Below are 13,767 nucleotides of genomic sequence, written 5' to 3' on the forward strand. Positions count from 1 at the left end.
CGCGGCAGGTGCCATTACAGCGGTGCGGTCCGGCCGCGCCGTTCGGCCATCTGTTTGCCCAGTTTCTTCAGTTCGTCGCGGCTCAGGATGTGCTGCGCCAGTTCCAGCAGTTCGCTGTTCTCACTGGCGATGTGTTCGCGGTACAGGGCGGTGAACTCGGCCACCAGGGCGGCAAAGGCGTCGAGGTCGGTGATGCGGGCGGGCGTGGTGAGCAGCGGGCCGAGCTGTTGCCACAGCACGTCCATGCGCGCGTGGTCCTGGCGCAGGCGGTGCACCCGATCGGCCAGCTTGAGCGACTGGCGCGCCAGGCGCGGAAACAGATCCTGCTCCTCGTCCTGGTGATGATGCTGGCCGGCGGTGCTGAAGTAGTGATGAATCTTGCCGGCGGCCGTGCGCGCCTCGGCATCGACGCCGTGGGCGCGCAGGTGCTCGACCAGTCGCTCCAGCGTGGCGCAGTGCTGCAGGATGCGCTCATGGCAGGCGCGCAGCAGACCAAGCGGGTCGCTGAAGTCGGGGGCGGCTTCGGGGAAGGGGGACAGGTTCATGATGGTTGTGAATCTTAACGCAGGGAGGCCGGGAAAATGTAGATATCGGGTGGATTGACGCTGCGCATCCATCCTCCCCGCGAAACTCCGCGGAACTACTTGATCAGCGCCGTGATGGCCTTGAACTGCGGGTGGGCGGCATCGCGTAGCCACTCGAACAGCACCGATTCGGTGTTGGTGACCACGGCGCCGGCCTGGCGCAGGCGCGCCATGGCGTTGTGCCGGTTGGCATCGTCGCGGGAACTGACCGCATCTTCCACCACGAACACCTGATAGCCGCGGCCGAGCAGTTCCATGGCCGATTGCAGCACGCAGACGTGGGCCTCCATGCCGACGAGGATCACCTGATGGCGGCCATGCTGTGCGTCGAGGACGGCGTTGAATTCCGCGGCGCCGCTGGAGGCAAAGCAGGTCTTGCATACCACGCCGGGATTTTCCGGGAAGTGCTGCGCCAGTGCCGGCTCGGTGTGGCCAAGGCCCTTGGGGTACTGCTCGGTGACGACGGTGGGCACCTGTAACAGGCGCGCGGCCTGTAACAGGATGCCGCTGTTCTTCAGCACGCGCTCACGCGCCTCCGGCGGCATCGCCGCCGCCAGGCGCACCTGGATGTCGATGACGACGAGCTGGCTGGTCTCTGCCGTGCAGAGCAGGGCGGTGACGCTGCCCATCACTTCAGCCAACTGTTGACGTGATCGAGGTCGGCCTCGGCCAGGATGCCGGCCGCCTGCTTCAGACGCAGGGTGGACAGGGCATAGTCGTAGCGGGCACGGGCGTAATCGCGCTGGGCGCGGAACAGCTCGCGCTGTACGTTGAGCACGTCCACCGCGGTGCGGGTGCCCACGTCGAAGCCGGCCTGGGTGGCTTGCAAGGCGGTGCGGGCGGAGGACAGTGCCTGGCGGCGCGCCTGTACCGTGCTGATGCCGGCGGTGACGCCCAGGTAGGCATCGCGGGTCTGGCGTACGGTGGCGCGGCGGGTCTGTTCCAGCCCTTCCTGGGCCTGGCTGTAGAGGTGGGTGGCCTGGCGCGTGCTGGCGCTGACACCGCCGCCGGCGAAGATCGGCACGTTGAGTTGCAGGCCAACGATGTTGCTGTTGCTCTCCACCGCCGAGGTGGTGATCTTCGATTTGGTGGTGTCGGACCAGTTGTGGCTGGCGACGATGTCCAGGGTCGGATAATGGCCGGCCTGGCGGCGGTTCATCTCCTCGCGTGCCACGTGGGCCGCGGCCTCGGCGGCGAGCAGTTGCAGGTTCTGCTGCAAGGCGGTTTCCACCCACTGCTCGATGCTGGCCGGATCGGGGCTTTGCAGCGGGATCTCGCCGGCCAGCGGCGTCAGCGTGGTGTGCTCGCGGCCGGTGATCTCGCGCAACACCTCGCGGGTGTTCTCCAATTGGTTCTGCGCCACGATCTCCTGCGCCACGGCGGCGTCATAGCCGGCCTGCGCCTCGTGCACGTCGGTGATGGCGGACAGGCCCACCTCGAAGCGCTGCTGGGTCTGGCGCAGCTGCTGGCCGATGGCGGTCTTCTCCGCCTGGGCGAAGCGCAGGTTGTCCTCGGCGGCGAGCAGGTTGAAGTAGGCCTCGGCGACGCGAACGATGAGGGCCTGTTGGGCGCTGCCGTACTGGGCATCGGCCTGGGCGATGCTGGCATTGGCCTGACGCAGCTGCACGTAGTAGTCGTGGTGATACACCGCCTGACGCAGGCTCAGGGAGTAGTTGGAGGAGTTGTAGTCATTGTCCAGGGCGGTGGGTTTCTTGATCTCCACCTGGTTCCACTGGGTCTGGGCGGTGAAGCCCACGTTGGGCAGCAGGGCGGCGCGGCTCAGCGGGCGGGCCTCCAGCGCGGCGCGGTGGCCGGCCTCGGCGGCGCGCAATTGCGGGTCGCTTTCCTGGGCCAGGCGGTAGACATCGCGCAGGTCTTCGGCCTGGGTGGCGGCGGTGCCGACCAGCAGGGCCAGGGCGAGCATTCTTGCTACGGAGTTGGACATGATTTCCCTCGCAACGGGGTATATTAGAAAACGCTAATAATGAGGTTCCGACGGCGCCGGATCAAGTCAGAGTACGAAGCGCGATGCCCGCGGGGCGTTCTGGAGCGGCGGCAGTTCGGTCTCGAACAGGCTTTCCCGCGCCCACTGGTTCTCGCCCAGGCGGGTGATGAGCCACGCCTCCATGGCCGGCGCCTCGCCCACCACCACGAACAGTCGGCCGCCCACGTTGAGACCCTGTTGCAGCGCCTGGGGTAGTTCGGGCAGCGAGCCGGTGACGGCAATCACATCATAGCTGCCGCGGCGCGGCCAGCCCGCGGCGGCATCGCCCTCGTCCAGGGTGACGTTGCTCAGACCGCGGGCGGTAAGACGGCGTTCCGCGGCCTGCTTGAGTTCCGGCTCAATCTCCACGCTGTAGACGTGGCGCGCCAGTTGCGCCAGCAGGGCGGTCACATAGCCGCTACCGGTGCCGATCTCCAGCACGCTTTCGTCCGGCTGCACGGCGAGGGCCTGCAGCATGCGCGCCTCCAGCCGCGGCGGCATCATCACCTGGCCGTGGCCGATGGGCAGGGCCGTGTCGGTAAAGGCCAGGTTGCGGTACTGCGGCGGCACGAAGTCCTCGCGCGGCGTGCGCATGATGAGGTCGAGCACCTGGTCGTCCATCACCTCCCACGGGCGGATCTGCTGCACGATCATGTTGTGGCGGGCCTGTTCCAGATTCATGTCGACCATGGTGGTTCCTCGTGCATTTTTCTTGTGGGGGAAACGACTGACCGATTGGTCAGCGGAAGGTTACGCCTTTCCATAGGGGCGGACAAGCCGCGCAACACAAAGTAACATCACGTTTTATAGCGAATATTTCAAGCAAGGCAAAGACTTACCTTGCAACTGGGACACCGATCCGATATGTTTAACCGCTACTGCTAGGGGTGCCCGACCGGGCTGAGACAGACCCTTGGAACCTGATCCGGGTTGTGCCGGCGTAGGGAAGCGGTGTGTACGCGCACCGATCCTCGCCGCCGCAGCAACCTACCGCGAGGATTTACCCATGAGCGCCATTCCCCAGGAATTCCTGCAAGAGACCGCCCGCCTGTCCGAAGAGGTGACGCGGCCCTTTCCCAAGTCGAGCAAGATTTACGTTGCCGGTTCGCGCCCCGACCTGCGGGTCGGCATGCGCCGCATCGAGCAGGATGCCACCCAGACCCAGAGCGGTGCGGAAGAAAACCCACCCATCTACGTCTACGACACCTCCGGTCCCTACACCGACCCCCAGGCGCGCATCGATCTGACCCAGGGCCTGGCGCCGCTGCGAGCGCAGTGGATCGAGGAGCGCAACGACACCGAACTGCTGACCGGCCCCAGCTCCGATTACGGCCGCGCCCGCCAGCACGACCCGCAGTTGGCCAGCCTGCGTTTTGAACACATCCGCACCCCGCGCCGCGCCAAGGCCGGCCGGAACGTCAGCCAGATGCACTATGCGCGCAAAGGCATCATCACCCCGGAGATGGAATACATCGCCATCCGCGAGAACGCCATGCTGGAGGCGATGCGTGCCGATGCGCGCTACGAAAAGCTGCTGCGCCAGCACCGCGGCAACGGCTACGGTGCCAACATTCCGGACGTGATCACGCCGGAGTTCGTGCGCAGCGAGGTGGCAGCGGGCCGCGCCATCATTCCGTGCAACATCAATCACCCGGAACTGGAACCGATGATCATCGGCCGCAACTTCCGCGTGAAGATCAACACCAACATCGGCAACTCGGCGGTGACCTCCTCCATTGCCGAAGAGGTGGAGAAGCTGGTGTGGTCCTGCCGCTGGGGCGGCGACACCCTGATGGACCTGTCCACCGGCAAGAACATACACGAGACACGCGAATGGATACTGCGCAACTCGCCCGTGCCCATCGGCACCGTGCCCATCTATCAGGCACTGGAGAAGGTCAACGGCAAGGCCGAAGACCTCACCTGGGAGATCTTCCGCGACACGCTGATCGAGCAGGCCGAACAGGGCGTGGACTACTTCACCATCCATGCCGGTGTGCTGCTGCGCTACGTGCCGCTCACCGCCAACCGCGTCACCGGCATCGTCTCCCGCGGCGGCTCGATCCTGGCCAAGTGGTGTCTGGCCCATCACCAGGAAAATTTCCTCTACACTCACTTCGACGACATTTGCGAGATCATGAAGGCCTACGACGTGGCCTTCTCTCTCGGCGACGGCCTGCGTCCTGGCTCGCTGATGGATGCCAACGACGCGGCGCAGTTCGCCGAACTGGAGACCCTGGGCGAGCTGACCCAGCGCGCCTGGGCCCACGACTGCCAGGTGATGATCGAAGGCCCCGGCCATGTGCCGATGCAGATGATCGAGGAAAACGTCACCAAGGAACTGGCCGACTGCTTCGAGGCGCCGTTCTATACCCTCGGTCCCCTGGTCACCGACATCGCCGCCGGCTACGACCACTTCGCCTCCGGCATCGGCGCCGCGCAGATCGGCTGGTACGGCACGGCGATGCTGTGCTACGTCACGCCCAAGGAACACCTCGGCCTGCCCGACAAGGAAGACGTGCGCGAAGGCATCATCGCCTACCGCATCGCCGCCCATGCCGCGGACCTCGCCAAGGGCTTCCCCGGCGCGCAGGTGCCGGACAACGCCATGTCCAAGGCACGCTTCGAGTTCCGCTGGCACGACCAGTTCGCCCTCGCCCTCGATCCTGATCGCGCGCGCGAATTCCACGACGCCACCCTGCCGCATGAATCGCACAAGGTGGCCCACTTTTGCTCCATGTGTGGGCCGCAGTTCTGTTCCATGAAGATCTCGCAGGAAGTACGCGACTATGCCGCCAAGGGCATGGAGGAAAAGGCGGTGGAGTTCGTCAAGGGCGGTGCCGAGGTGTATCGCAAGGCATAAGCGTAACGCCACCGGCGCTCTCAAGCAGCGCCCTTCCCACATGGTGGGAAGGGCGTTTTCTTTTTTGGAAATCAGATGCAGGTGCGGATTGGTACAGGGACACCCGACGGTGGTGTTGGGTTACGCGGCGCTAACCCAATCTACCGGGGACGTGGTTGCTGAGACGAACCACGGCCAGGGAAACTACAGAGCTCATGTGAGAGGCATGCGCTGCAAAGGGATGGCGCATGGCATGTCTTATTCGTCGCTGCCCTCGTCCTCGTCATCACCGGCGTCGTCGACAAAGGCTTCTTCGTCGTAGTCGTCGCCGCCGCCGAAGTCGGTGGCCACCGCGGCGGTCTTGGCAGCGGCGGCGGGACGGCCCTTCTCGGGGACGTTGGCGACCTTGGCGCCGCGCGGGGTGAAGCCGTTGCGGGCCTTGCGGTAGGCGCTCTTCAGCTCGGCTTCCAGTTCCTTTTCCGTGGCCTTCAGTTCGCGCAGCTTGGGTTCGACGATGGCGCGCTTGTATTCGAGGATCTCGCCGCGCTGCAGGTTGAAGACGTAGATGGTGGTGGGGTCGCCGGTGTTGAGGCGGTTGTCCATGGCCACGGCGGAGCTGCGCTCGCCGGCTTCGAGGTAGCCGTACCACAGGGTGTTGTCGGACATTTGGTCTCTCGCGCTGGATTCGGAATGTGAATGTCGCGCATTTTCGGCAAAGCCGCGGCGCTGTCAATAGGCCAACCGGGTCATTTTTCATGCCGCTGCCGCAGGGCCAGGGGGAGGAACAGCAGGACGCAGAGGATTTCCAGACCGCCGACGATGAGGAAGGCCGGTGGGTAGGCGCCGAACAGAGTCACCAGGGTGCCGCCACTCAGGGGGCCAAGGACGAAGCCGAGGGAGCCGGCGAAGTTGAAGCCGCTCATGGCCAGGGCCTTGTGCTCGGGGCGTGAGCGCTCGGCCACCAGCACCAGGGAGGGGGCGTACATCAGCGAGGCCATCACGCCGCCGATGAACATCAGCCAGGGGATGTGGCCGCCGTCGACGTAGCCGATGGCGGCGAGGGTGAGGCCGTAGGCGGCGCTGCCGGCGAGCATCATCCACAGCGGATTCCAGCGCCGCGACAGCAGGCCGGCGGGCCAGGTGAGCAGGGAGAAGGGCAGCAGGAACAGGACCATTACCAGGCCGATGCGCGCGGCGTCCAGGCCGATCACCGTGGCCAGGTACAGCGACAGGGTGGAGACGATGAAACCGACGGTGAGGCGGTCGACGAAGGCGAAGGCGTAGGGCAGCAGCAGGCCGCGGTTTTGCGGCAGGGCGCGCAGCAGGGCGCGCAGGCCGCCGTGATCGTGTTGCGCCGCGCGTTCGCGCAGGGCGAGGGCGGCGAAGGGGACGAGCAGGGCGAGCAGGACGAAGCCATACAGCAGCACCGCCGCGCCGCCGCCGTGGCGGCCGATGAGCCCACCCAGGGGCGCGCCGCTGGCGACGCCCAGACTGATCGCCGCGCCCACCAGCCCCATCACCGCGCCGCTGCCCCGCTCGCGCACTTGGTCCGCCGCCAGGGCCATCAGCAGGCTGAGGGCGGTGATGTGGGCGCAGCCCTCGACGAAGCGCCACAGCAGGTATACGCCGTAGCTCCAGTCCTGCATTAGCATCAGTAGCGAAAGCGCGTTCACCGCCAGGGCGGCGACGATGATCACCTTGCGCCGGCGCCACAGGTCCGACAGCAGCCCGGCCAGCGGCACGAACAGCAGCGCGCCCACCATGTTGGCGGACATGAACAGGTGCTGCTCGAAGTCGGACAGGTGCGGATAGCGCCCGCCGGTGAGCTCGCGCAGCACCGGCACCATGCCGGTGACCGGCAGCATCAGCAAATAGAGGCAGAGGGCGATGGGGGCCAGGGACATGACGGCGGCGGTGCGTATTGGATACCGCCACCATAGCACGGCCCTCGCGCCTTCTGGCTGATCCAGCTCAAGGCGCCGCGGGGGAAGGACTCGAGAACGTAGGATGGGTGGAACATAGTGGAACCCATCGACCACCGCCCCGATGGGTTGCGCCCCGCTCCACCCATCCTACCCTGCATAAGCGGAGCTATTTCTCGAAGATCAGCCCGTCGGGCACGGCGCCCAGTTCGATGAGGGCGGCGTTGACGGAGTTGACGAAGGGCGGCGGGCCGCAGACGTAGAAGCGCTGGCTGAGGTCATTGATGGTGTCGCGCAGGAAGTCGAAGTCGAGGCGGCCGCCGCGGCAATTGCAGTCGGTGGCGCGGCTGCACAGCAACTGGCTGCGCGCGCCCAGATAGCCGTGCAGCTCCTGGCCGCAGATGATGTCGGCCGGGGTCTTGTTGCTGAAGATGAGGTGATGGCCCTCCAGTTTTCCGTCGGCGGCGAGCTGGCGCAGGATGGCCATGAAGGGCGTGATGCCGGCACCGGCTGCGATGAAGGTGCCGGGACCTTGGTAACGGATGGCGCCGAAGGGTTTGCTCATGAGCAGCTGGGCGCCGGGGTGCAGCCGGTGCAGTTGCTCGGTGACGCCGTGGTGTTCCGGGTAGCCCTTGATGGTGAATTCCAGCACGCCGTCGCCGGGCAGCGAGGTGGGGGTGAAGGGACGGCCCTGCTCACGCCACTGCGGCGTGTCGATGGCCAGTTCCACGCCCTGGCCGGGGACGAAGTCGAAGCCCCTGGGGCGGCTGACGATGAGGCGGCGCACGTCGTGGGTGACGAATTCGTTGAGCAGCAGTTCGACCTTGAAGTCCATGGTGTGCTCCTTACAGGCCGAAGGCCTCCACGCTCCAACTGGCGCCGCCGGGCACCGCCTCGGGGTAGCGATGCAGGATGTAGTCCTCCACCGCCTTCACCTTGTCGGCCGGCACGTCGATCATCAGCAGGATCTCGCCGTGGGCCAGGGCCTCGCGGAATTCGTTCAGGTGCACGTGGGGCACGTAGGTGGTGAACAGGAGGCCGCCGAGGAAGGTCGCTGCCATTACCAGTAACGCCGCCACGGCCCAGCCGGTGGCGCCTTCCACCAGGGCGGCGATGAACACCAGCAGGGCAAGGCCGAACAGCAGCAGGTTGCCGTTCCACAGCCAGGTCTCCAGGCGGCCGGCGAGGTCACTGCGCTGCTGCGCCGTGGGGTGGGGCAGGCGGGCGATGCGTCCTTGGCGCTGGGCCATGGCGTGGATATGGCGGGCATCGACCCCGGTGCCGTCGGCCAGAGTGTCGACGGCGTGGCGGGCGTGTACCGGATCGGGAAACAGGAAATAGAGTCGGCGTTTCATGATGGCCTCCCGGCGCAGGGTGCGCCACAAGGGCGAAGGGAGCAGGTACTTAATCTATAGAAATGTTGACACGAATTATCAAGTTCTGTGGGTGGTAGAATGCCGCCACTTTAGGTGTCGGGGCGGGAAATCGGCGTGAAAACAGTAGGTGGCATGCGGCTGGACCGCTACGTCAGCCAGGCGGCGGGTCTGTCGCGGGCGGCGGTGCGCACCCTGCTGCGGCGCGGCGCGGTGACCGTGGACGGGGTGGTGGTCAAGGCGGCCGATCTGCAGGTGCCCGCCGGCGGCCGCGTCGAACTGGACGGCCAGGCGCTCACCCTGTCCGGTCTGCGCTACTTCATGCTCCACAAGCCGGCCGGGGTGGTATGTTCCACCCGCGACGGCGACCACGCCACGGTGCTGAGCCTGCTGGATGAGCCGCGCCGCGGGCTGCTGCACCCGGTGGGGCGGCTGGACGTCGACACCACCGGTCTGGTGCTGCTTACCGACGACGGCACCTGGTCCCACGGCATCACCAGCCCGCGCCGCCACCGTGACAAGGTCTACCGTGCCACCCTGGCCGAGCCGCTGGCGGCGGACGCTGCGGCGCGCTTTGCCGCTGGCCTGCGGCTCAAGGGGGAGGAGAAACCCACCCTGCCGGCGCAACTGGACATCCTTTCGCCGATCGAGGTGCGCGTCACCCTGCACGAGGGGCGCTATCACCAGGTCAAACGTATGTTTGCCGCGCTGGGCAACCGGGTGGTCGCGCTGCACCGCGAGGCCATCGGCGCGGTGACGCTCGATCCCCGGCTTCAGCCGGGCGAGTACCGCGCCCTGCGCGATGACGAAGTGGAGGCCCTGCGATGAACCAGGATGCCGCCCTGGCCCTGCTGTTTCCCCACATCCGTGCGCAGAGCGCGCAGGGGCTGTGGGTGCTGGACGAGCACGGCGGTGGGGCCGGCATGCCGTTGCCCAACAGCGCCGTGGTCGTGCTGTCCAACCGTGTCGATGTGAGCGATGCGATGCGCGCCGCCGGCTGGGCGGCGCAGTTTTCCGATTTTGATTTCGCGCCCTGGCCGGCGGGCAGTTTGGATACGATCTTCTTTCGCCTCGCCAAGGAAAAGCCGGTGGTGCATCACGTCATCAACGCCGCCGCCGGGCGGCTCGTCCCCGGCGGCCGCCTGTTGCTGTCCGGCGCCAAGCAGCAGGGCATCAAGACCTATGCCCAGCAGGCGGCGGAGCGGCTGGGTGGCGCGCTCGAATTCAAGAAGATGGGGCATCACTATCTGGCGGTGGTGCGGCGCGGCGCCGTCGTCGGCGCCGCGCTGGAGGATCGCGACTACCCGCGACTGCGCCCGGCCATTGAGGACGGCATGCTGCACTATCTCACCAAGCCGGGGCTGTATGGCTGGGACAAGGTGGATGCGGGTAGCGCGCTGCTGGTGGCGCACCTGCCGGACTGTACGCCGCAGCGGGTGTGCGACCTCGGCTGCGGCTACGGCTATCTGTCGATACAGGCCTGGCTCAACCTGCACCCGCAGCAGGTGGTGGCCAGCGACAACAATGCCGCCGCGCTGCTGGCCTGCCGCGCCAACTTCGCCGCCCTGGGCATCAACGGTGAAGTGGTCGCGGCTGATTGCGGCGCGGGTATCGAGGGGGTATTCGATCTGGTGCTGTGCAATCCGCCCTTTCATCAGGGCTTCGGTGTCGAGCGCGACCTCACCGAACGCTTCGTCGCCGCAGCGCGCCGTCTCACGGCCAACGGTGGCCAGGCGCTGTTCGTCACCAATGCCTTTCTGCCCATCGAGAAGGTGGCGCGGCGCCATTACGCCCGCGTCACCACGCTGGCCGACGATGGCCGCTTTCGTGTCACCCGATTGGATGCCTAGCCGGGCCGTGTGTTTTTCTGGTCCCGAAAACGAAGAACCCCGCCAGGGGCGGGGTTCTTCGGTCAGAACGTGAAACGGTTCTGGCTTACTGGGCGACGACGTTGCTCGCCTGCGGACCCTTGGGGCCGTTCTGCAGGTCGAAGGAGACCTTCTGGCCTTCGGCCAGGGTCTTGAAGCCGGAGCCCTGGATGGCGGAGAAGTGGACGAACACGTCAGCGCCGCCGTTGTCCTGGGTGATGAAGCCGAAACCCTTGGACTCGTTGAACCATTTCACAGTGCCGGTAGCCATTACTTAATACCTCAAAAACAATTAATTAGGGTGGTGCGTGCAGTTCATGAGAGGGGGGTGTTCGGGAGGTATCACGGAGGACTAACGACCTAAACTACCACTGCCACAACCTGCAGCTGCGCAGCACTATACCCCCTTCTTTCGCCGAACGCCAAGAAATTCTTGAGGCCACTTTAGGGAATCTGAAGGGGTTCTGTGTTAGCCTGTCGCCACCGTTTGCGCGGCACCGCTCTTCTCGGTGCCCGTGTAGCCGTCAAAAATCGGGTGTGCCGGCCCTGGCCGCCACGATGGGTTCTGTCAGTAACCACTAAAAACTCAGGGACGCCGGTCGGTATTCCCCGGAACGCTCCCGCCGTGACATTCCCCTGTCCGGATTTGGCGCAACCGTTGTCTAGCGGTTGTGCGCACCACTATCAACCTGGAGGCTTTCATGAAAACGATGTTTGTCGGCAACCTGGCCCCGGAGACCCGTGAAGACGACGTGCGCGCGCTGTTTTCCCAGTTCGGCACCGTGCGTGGCGTGAAGATTTCGATGGATGTGTTCAGCGGCAACTGCCGCGGTTTTGCCCTGGTGGACATGGAGGGGCACGAAACCCGCGCCGCCATCGCCGGCCTCAATGGCACCCAGTACAAGGGCAAGGCATTGAAGGTTACCGAGGAGCAGCCCAAGACCAAGGGCCGCGGCGGTCGCCGCTAGTTCTGGTTTCAGTCGGCGTTTCCGTGCGGAAACGCCGATGCTGTTTCTCCTTCCTCTCCCAGCGCCGCCAACACCCGCTGTCGCGCCCGCACCAGGGCCTCGCGCGCCTGGTTCAATTTCTCCTCCGAACCGTCCTGCTGTTCCAGCCAGCGCAGACTGCTGCGGTGGTAATCCTCGAAGGCACGGCGCACGGCCTGTGGATCTGCCGGTGGTGGTTCCGCTGTAGGGACAGTTGCACCGTCCAGCGGCGTCACCGCGGTGGAACGCGGGATCAGGCGCTGTGTCCCACTCTCCAGGCTGCGCGCCAGCAGCGGGTTGATCTTCTCGTAGGTCTCGCCTTGCCACTGAAAGCGCTGGCCGGGGCGGAGCTGGTGAAATTTGGTTTCCATCGTGTTGTGGGCAGCCTGCGGTTATGCTGAGGGACAAGGAGGACAGCAGTATGGAAAAAACAGCAGTCAAACTCACGCTCACCCTGGCGGCCATTGCACTCCTGGTTCTGGCCGCCAGCGGCGTGCTCGACCGCGTGGGCTTCGAGTATACCGAGCGCAGCTTCAAGCGGGCACTGGTGACCTTTGCCGTGGCGCGCGGCCTGAATGCGGTGATCTCGGTGGCGCAGGGGACGTCGATCGCCGTGGAGCCCGCGGGCGTCGGCGTCAACTTCACGCCGGGACAGGTGCTCGACCCCGTCAACGACCTGGTGGAGCAGTTCTCCTGGGTGATGCTGGCCAGTGCCACTGCGTTGGGAGTGCAACGACTGCTGCTGGAGTTCTTTACGGTGCCGCTCTTCACTTGGGCACTGGCCGCGGTGTGGCTGGGCGCCTTGCTGCTGCTGTGGTTGCCACGGGTGGCGCCGCGGACCCAGATCTGGCTGCTGCGTCTTGGCATCCTGCTGCTGGTGCTGCGTTTTGCCGTGCCACTGCTGGCCATGACCGGCGAGCTGTTCTACAGCGGGTTTCTGCATGAGCGCTATGACAGTTCCTCGATGCGTATCGAGCAGGTCACCTCGAATATCCACGAAATCAACCAGGGGGCCGAGCAGGAGCTCCCGGGTGTGGATGACCCTTCGCTGCTGGATCGGGTGCGGCGCGCCTACCAGTCGGCGGCGGCGGCGGTGGATGTGGGCAGCTATCTGCGCAAGTACGAAAAGGCCGCGGCGGATGTGAGTGAGCAGGTGATCAACCTCATCGTGGTGTTTCTGGTGCAGACGGTGGTGCTGCCGCTGCTGTTCCTCTGGGGGCTGCTGCGCGGCATCGGCTGGTTGTGGCGCCTGCCCCTGCCGACGGCACGTATTCCGGGCAATGACGACGGGCAAGGGGACAGCGATGGCCCCAAATAGGCGCTTGCATGTCATTTTTGGCGGGGTGACAGAGGCGCGTTGCCGGATTTGGCAGTGCCGGGCCTGGTTCTATCTGCCCAAACGGTCGCGATGGGCAGATATTTTTCGTTGTAAAGCATGGCGTTAACGTCAGATGCCGCCTCCTGGGCGAAGTTGGTACGGTGCGTGCAATACATAACACCGTAATGACTCCTCCAGGGGATGACAGGCGTGTGGTGGGACCTCCTGTGGTTTTAAGTTTTGTCATCCCCTCTTTCTAAGCCCAGGGCCACCTGGGCTTTTTTTTGCCCTTTTGCCGCGCAGGACACAGTTGGTCAGGAGCGGCGCCGGCCTTCGTTCCAGTGGTAACATGCGCCCGCTCCGTGTTTGTCCGTCCAACCCTGTGAGAGGCATGGCCATGGAACAACAGGCGTTGCAGGTGCTGCGCAGCGTATTCGGTTATGAATCCTTCCGTCCGCCCCAGGCCCAGGTGATCGATACGCTGATCCAGGGCGGGGATGCCCTGGTGCTGATGCCCACCGGTGGCGGCAAGTCGCTGTGTTATCAGATCCCTTCCATCGTGCGCGCGGGCACCGGCATCGTGGTGTCGCCGCTCATCGCCTTGATGCAGGACCAGGTCGCGGCGCTGCGCCAGTTTGGCGTGCGTGCCGCCTTTCTCAATTCCAGCCTCGGCGCCGCGGAGGCACGTGGCGTGGAGGATGCCTTGCTCCGGGGCGAGCTGGACCTGCTGTACGTGGCGCCGGAGCGGTTGCTGACGGCGCGTTTTCTCGACCTGCTGGAGCGCGTACGGCTGGCGCTGTTTGCCATCGACGAGGCGCACTGTGTGTCGCAGTGGGGCCACGACTTTCGCCCCGAGTACATCCAGCTCTCGGTGCTGCACGAGCGCTTTG

General features: G+C 65.5%; 16 protein-coding genes and 1 riboswitch. Of the genes, 6 read left to right on the forward strand and 10 right to left on the reverse strand.

Going from position 1 to position 13,767, the window contains the following annotated elements:
- Positions 1 to 14 precede the first annotated feature (14 nt).
- The 4 genes from ACMV8A_RS10670 to ACMV8A_RS10685 form a co-directional block, all read right to left on the reverse strand.
- A complete protein-coding gene (locus tag ACMV8A_RS10670; RefSeq protein ID WP_495325765.1) occupies positions 15 to 545 on the reverse strand; it encodes a hemerythrin domain-containing protein in 531 nt (176 codons plus the stop codon).
- A 95-nt stretch (positions 546 to 640) separates the two neighbouring features.
- Entirely contained in the window at positions 641 to 1,216 is a 576-nt protein-coding gene (locus ACMV8A_RS10675) for a hydrolase (protein ID WP_495325780.1), read from the reverse strand.
- The gene (locus ACMV8A_RS10680) at positions 1,213 to 2,529 is read right to left on the reverse strand and encodes a TolC family outer membrane protein (protein WP_495325766.1); all 1,317 of its coding nucleotides are present in this window, start codon (positions 2,527 to 2,529) and stop codon (positions 1,213 to 1,215) included. Before ACMV8A_RS10680 ends, ACMV8A_RS10675 begins: the two co-directional genes overlap by 4 nt.
- 66 nt (positions 2,530 to 2,595) lie before the next feature.
- Positions 2,596 to 3,249 (reverse strand): protein-L-isoaspartate O-methyltransferase family protein, encoded by a 654-nt coding sequence (locus ACMV8A_RS10685; RefSeq protein WP_495325781.1) that lies wholly within the window; start codon positions 3,247 to 3,249, stop codon positions 2,596 to 2,598.
- A gap of 192 nt (positions 3,250 to 3,441) precedes the next feature.
- A riboswitch (TPP riboswitch) is annotated at positions 3,442 to 3,532 on the forward strand.
- A 42-nt stretch (positions 3,533 to 3,574) separates the two neighbouring features.
- On the opposite strand from ACMV8A_RS10685, the gene thiC reads away from it, so the two are divergent.
- A complete protein-coding gene (gene thiC / locus ACMV8A_RS10690; RefSeq protein ID WP_495325767.1) occupies positions 3,575 to 5,431 on the forward strand; it encodes a phosphomethylpyrimidine synthase ThiC in 1,857 nt (618 codons plus the stop codon).
- 237 nt (positions 5,432 to 5,668) lie between these two features.
- On the opposite strand, the gene ACMV8A_RS10695 is transcribed toward thiC, so the two are convergent.
- From ACMV8A_RS10695 to ACMV8A_RS10710, 4 genes are all read right to left on the reverse strand, one after another.
- Positions 5,669 to 6,076 (reverse strand): hypothetical protein, encoded by a 408-nt coding sequence (locus ACMV8A_RS10695; protein WP_495325768.1) that lies wholly within the window; start codon positions 6,074 to 6,076, stop codon positions 5,669 to 5,671.
- A gap of 80 nt (positions 6,077 to 6,156) precedes the next feature.
- Positions 6,157 to 7,314: an MFS transporter gene (locus ACMV8A_RS10700; RefSeq protein WP_495325769.1), complete on the reverse strand. Its 1,158-nt coding sequence runs from the start codon at positions 7,312 to 7,314 to the stop codon at positions 6,157 to 6,159.
- A 187-nt stretch (positions 7,315 to 7,501) separates the two neighbouring features.
- A complete protein-coding gene (locus tag ACMV8A_RS10705; RefSeq protein WP_495325770.1) occupies positions 7,502 to 8,167 on the reverse strand; it encodes an FAD-binding oxidoreductase in 666 nt (221 codons plus the stop codon).
- A 10-nt stretch (positions 8,168 to 8,177) separates the two neighbouring features.
- Positions 8,178 to 8,687, reverse strand: a complete 510-nt coding sequence (locus tag ACMV8A_RS10710; protein WP_495325771.1) for a hypothetical protein — start codon at positions 8,685 to 8,687, stop codon at positions 8,178 to 8,180.
- Positions 8,688 to 8,840: 153 nt separating this feature from the next.
- On the opposite strand from ACMV8A_RS10710, the gene rsuA reads away from it, so the two are divergent.
- Both rsuA and ACMV8A_RS10720 read left to right on the forward strand, forming a co-directional pair.
- Positions 8,841 to 9,533, forward strand: coding sequence for a 16S rRNA pseudouridine(516) synthase RsuA (gene rsuA / locus ACMV8A_RS10715; protein WP_495325782.1), 693 nt, complete (start codon positions 8,841 to 8,843; stop codon positions 9,531 to 9,533).
- Complete coding sequence (locus ACMV8A_RS10720; protein WP_495325772.1) at positions 9,530 to 10,555, forward strand: class I SAM-dependent methyltransferase; 1,026 nt, start codon at positions 9,530 to 9,532, stop codon at positions 10,553 to 10,555. The genes rsuA and ACMV8A_RS10720 overlap by 4 nt, the downstream gene beginning before the upstream one ends.
- 85 nt (positions 10,556 to 10,640) lie before the next feature.
- Here the strand turns inward: ACMV8A_RS10720 and cspE are convergent, their stop codons facing one another.
- On the reverse strand, positions 10,641 to 10,844 hold the full coding sequence (cspE, locus tag ACMV8A_RS10725; RefSeq protein ID WP_495325773.1) for a transcription antiterminator/RNA stability regulator CspE: 204 nt from the start codon (positions 10,842 to 10,844) through the stop codon (positions 10,641 to 10,643).
- 430 nt (positions 10,845 to 11,274) lie between these two features.
- Between cspE and ACMV8A_RS10730 the strand changes: the two genes are divergently transcribed.
- Positions 11,275 to 11,541, forward strand: a complete 267-nt coding sequence (locus ACMV8A_RS10730) for an RNA recognition motif domain-containing protein (protein WP_495325774.1) — start codon at positions 11,275 to 11,277, stop codon at positions 11,539 to 11,541.
- Between the two features lie 8 nt (positions 11,542 to 11,549).
- Here the strand turns inward: ACMV8A_RS10730 and ACMV8A_RS10735 are convergent, their stop codons facing one another.
- Positions 11,550 to 11,930, reverse strand: a complete 381-nt coding sequence (locus tag ACMV8A_RS10735) for a hypothetical protein (RefSeq protein WP_495325775.1) — start codon at positions 11,928 to 11,930, stop codon at positions 11,550 to 11,552.
- A 50-nt stretch (positions 11,931 to 11,980) separates the two neighbouring features.
- Here ACMV8A_RS10735 and ACMV8A_RS10740 point away from each other — a divergent pair, with 50 nt between their 5' ends.
- Entirely contained in the window at positions 11,981 to 12,877 is an 897-nt protein-coding gene (locus ACMV8A_RS10740; RefSeq protein WP_495325776.1) for a hypothetical protein, read from the forward strand.
- Positions 12,878 to 13,274: 397 nt separating this feature from the next.
- On the forward strand, positions 13,275 to 13,767 hold a 493-nt coding region (locus ACMV8A_RS10745; RefSeq protein ID WP_495325783.1), incomplete at its 3' end, for a DEAD/DEAH box helicase.

The organism is Sulfurivermis sp., from assembly GCF_059410345.1.

What these genes read in the sequence shown, in the direction of transcription:
- ACMV8A_RS10670 (WP_495325765.1), bottom strand. Translation starts at nt 545, where the DNA reads ATGAACCTGTCCCCCTTCCCCGAAGCCGCCCCCGACTTCAGCGACCCG.
- ACMV8A_RS10680 (WP_495325766.1), bottom strand. Translation starts at nt 2,529, where the DNA reads ATGTCCAACTCCGTAGCAAGAATGCTCGCCCTGGCCCTGCTGGTCGGC.
- ACMV8A_RS10685 (WP_495325781.1), bottom strand. Translation starts at nt 3,249, where the DNA reads ATGAATCTGGAACAGGCCCGCCACAACATGATCGTGCAGCAGATCCGC.
- thiC (WP_495325767.1), top strand. Translation starts at nt 3,575, where the DNA reads ATGAGCGCCATTCCCCAGGAATTCCTGCAAGAGACCGCCCGCCTGTCC.
- ACMV8A_RS10695 (WP_495325768.1), bottom strand. Translation starts at nt 6,076, where the DNA reads ATGTCCGACAACACCCTGTGGTACGGCTACCTCGAAGCCGGCGAGCGC.
- ACMV8A_RS10700 (WP_495325769.1), bottom strand. Translation starts at nt 7,314, where the DNA reads ATGTCCCTGGCCCCCATCGCCCTCTGCCTCTATTTGCTGATGCTGCCG.
- ACMV8A_RS10705 (WP_495325770.1), bottom strand. Translation starts at nt 8,167, where the DNA reads ATGGACTTCAAGGTCGAACTGCTGCTCAACGAATTCGTCACCCACGAC.
- ACMV8A_RS10710 (WP_495325771.1), bottom strand. Translation starts at nt 8,687, where the DNA reads ATGAAACGCCGACTCTATTTCCTGTTTCCCGATCCGGTACACGCCCGC.
- rsuA (WP_495325782.1), top strand. Translation starts at nt 8,841, where the DNA reads ATGCGGCTGGACCGCTACGTCAGCCAGGCGGCGGGTCTGTCGCGGGCG.
- ACMV8A_RS10720 (WP_495325772.1), top strand. Translation starts at nt 9,530, where the DNA reads ATGAACCAGGATGCCGCCCTGGCCCTGCTGTTTCCCCACATCCGTGCG.
- cspE (WP_495325773.1), bottom strand. Translation starts at nt 10,844, where the DNA reads ATGGCTACCGGCACTGTGAAATGGTTCAACGAGTCCAAGGGTTTCGGC.
- ACMV8A_RS10730 (WP_495325774.1), top strand. Translation starts at nt 11,275, where the DNA reads ATGAAAACGATGTTTGTCGGCAACCTGGCCCCGGAGACCCGTGAAGAC.
- ACMV8A_RS10735 (WP_495325775.1), bottom strand. Translation starts at nt 11,930, where the DNA reads ATGGAAACCAAATTTCACCAGCTCCGCCCCGGCCAGCGCTTTCAGTGG.
- ACMV8A_RS10740 (WP_495325776.1), top strand. Translation starts at nt 11,981, where the DNA reads ATGGAAAAAACAGCAGTCAAACTCACGCTCACCCTGGCGGCCATTGCA.